The organism is Streptomyces sp. NPDC029152 (assembly GCF_055564355.1).
Map to the genome: position 1 here is coordinate 1 of NZ_JBVHWR010000069.1, position 1354 is coordinate 1354.

2 protein-coding genes are annotated in these 1354 nt (G+C 65.1%); both read right to left on the reverse strand.

What is annotated here, in order from left to right:
- Window positions 1-64: 64 nt before the first annotated feature.
- Complete coding sequence (locus tag ACZ4V6_RS36555) at window positions 65-835, reverse strand: transposase (RefSeq protein ID WP_467835594.1); 771 nt, start codon at window positions 833-835, stop codon at window positions 65-67.
- Window positions 836-861: 26 nt separating this feature from the next.
- Entirely contained in the window at window positions 862-1272 is a 411-nt protein-coding gene (locus ACZ4V6_RS36560; protein WP_467835597.1) for a DUF5959 family protein, read from the reverse strand.
- Window positions 1273-1354: the final 82 nt, after the last annotated feature.

A 1354-nucleotide genomic window follows, 5' to 3' on the forward strand; every position in this document is an offset into this window, starting at 1 on the left:
CCTAAGGGCTGTCCCGCAATGATCGAAGAGCTGAGTCAGCCAGCTCAGCGTCTGACCCCTCGGGTCATCCAGCGAGGGCGATGTTGTGGAGGTGCGCGATGCCGAGCATCGCGTGGTGAACACCGTCACCCTTGAGGCGGCAGTCACGGAGGATCTTCCAGCCCTTCATGCGGGCGAAGGTGTGCTCGACGCGGGCACGGACTTTGCGGTGCGAGCGGTTGTGTTCCTCTTTCCAGGCCGGAAGTTCCGCCTGCCCGGCTTCGCGGCGGTGCGGGGTGATCAGTCCCGTGCCGCGGTAGCCGCCATCGGCGATCACTGTTCTGTGGCCGATGGCGGCTTTCGCTCCGGACAGTTCCCAGGCCTTGCAGTCGTTGCGGTTGCCGGGCAGGGGCCGGCCGACCGTGACTACGAGGCGGGTGTCGGCATCGATGACGACCTGGTGGTTGGTGGAGTACCGATAGTTCTTGGACTGCTCGGCGATGGTGTGGTCGCGGGTGGGGACCAGGGTGCCGTCCACGATCAGCACGGTGTCCTTGCGGAACCGCCGACGCGGCCGAAGCGCGAGGAGGGGCCCAAGGTGGTTGATGACGCGGTCGGCCGCGGACTTCGAGACCCCGAAGAGGGGCCCGAGCTGGCGCAGCGTCAAATTCGTCCGCCAGTAGGCCGCGACCAGCAGCACCCGGTCGTCCAATGGCAGGCTCCACGGCCGGCCCCGCCGGACCGCGTCCACTCCGTCGCGACGAAGTGCATTCACCAGCTTGCGGAAACAGCGCGGGCTCAGCCCGGTGAACGGTGCTATCCAAGACGACTCAGACGCCGTGATCACTCCAGCCACACAAAGATCATCACATCCTGCGGGCCCTATGAGGACGCTGAGACAGCCGCCCGGACACGATCCAACCGCAGCCGGTTTTCCTCCAGCCACTCCGAAGCGACGTCGATCGGTACACGCACCGCAATCTGCGTCGACGGCGAGTCGTGCACAGTCACCTCCACCGGGTCATCGGGAACCACGTCTACCCAGGCGCTGCGGTCACCGGCCGGCCACTCGGCCCCCTCCTCAGCCTGAAGGGCATCGAGGCAACGCTCCCACTCGTCCAGATCCTCATGCGATACCTGCAAGCCGACCCGCCCGTTGACGAAGTCGCTCTTCACAACGATCTCGGCTGGGTAGTACCGCTCTTCGCCCACCGTCAGAGGCGCACCGCATCTCACCTCAACCGCGACGCTTTGGACCGTATCTGCGAACCGGAACAGCTCGAACGTCTGCACTCCGTCAACCACAGTTGCCTCTTGAACACTTGATGGACCAGATCGCTGTTGATCCTCTCTCACCCACCGACCAGGACGACAG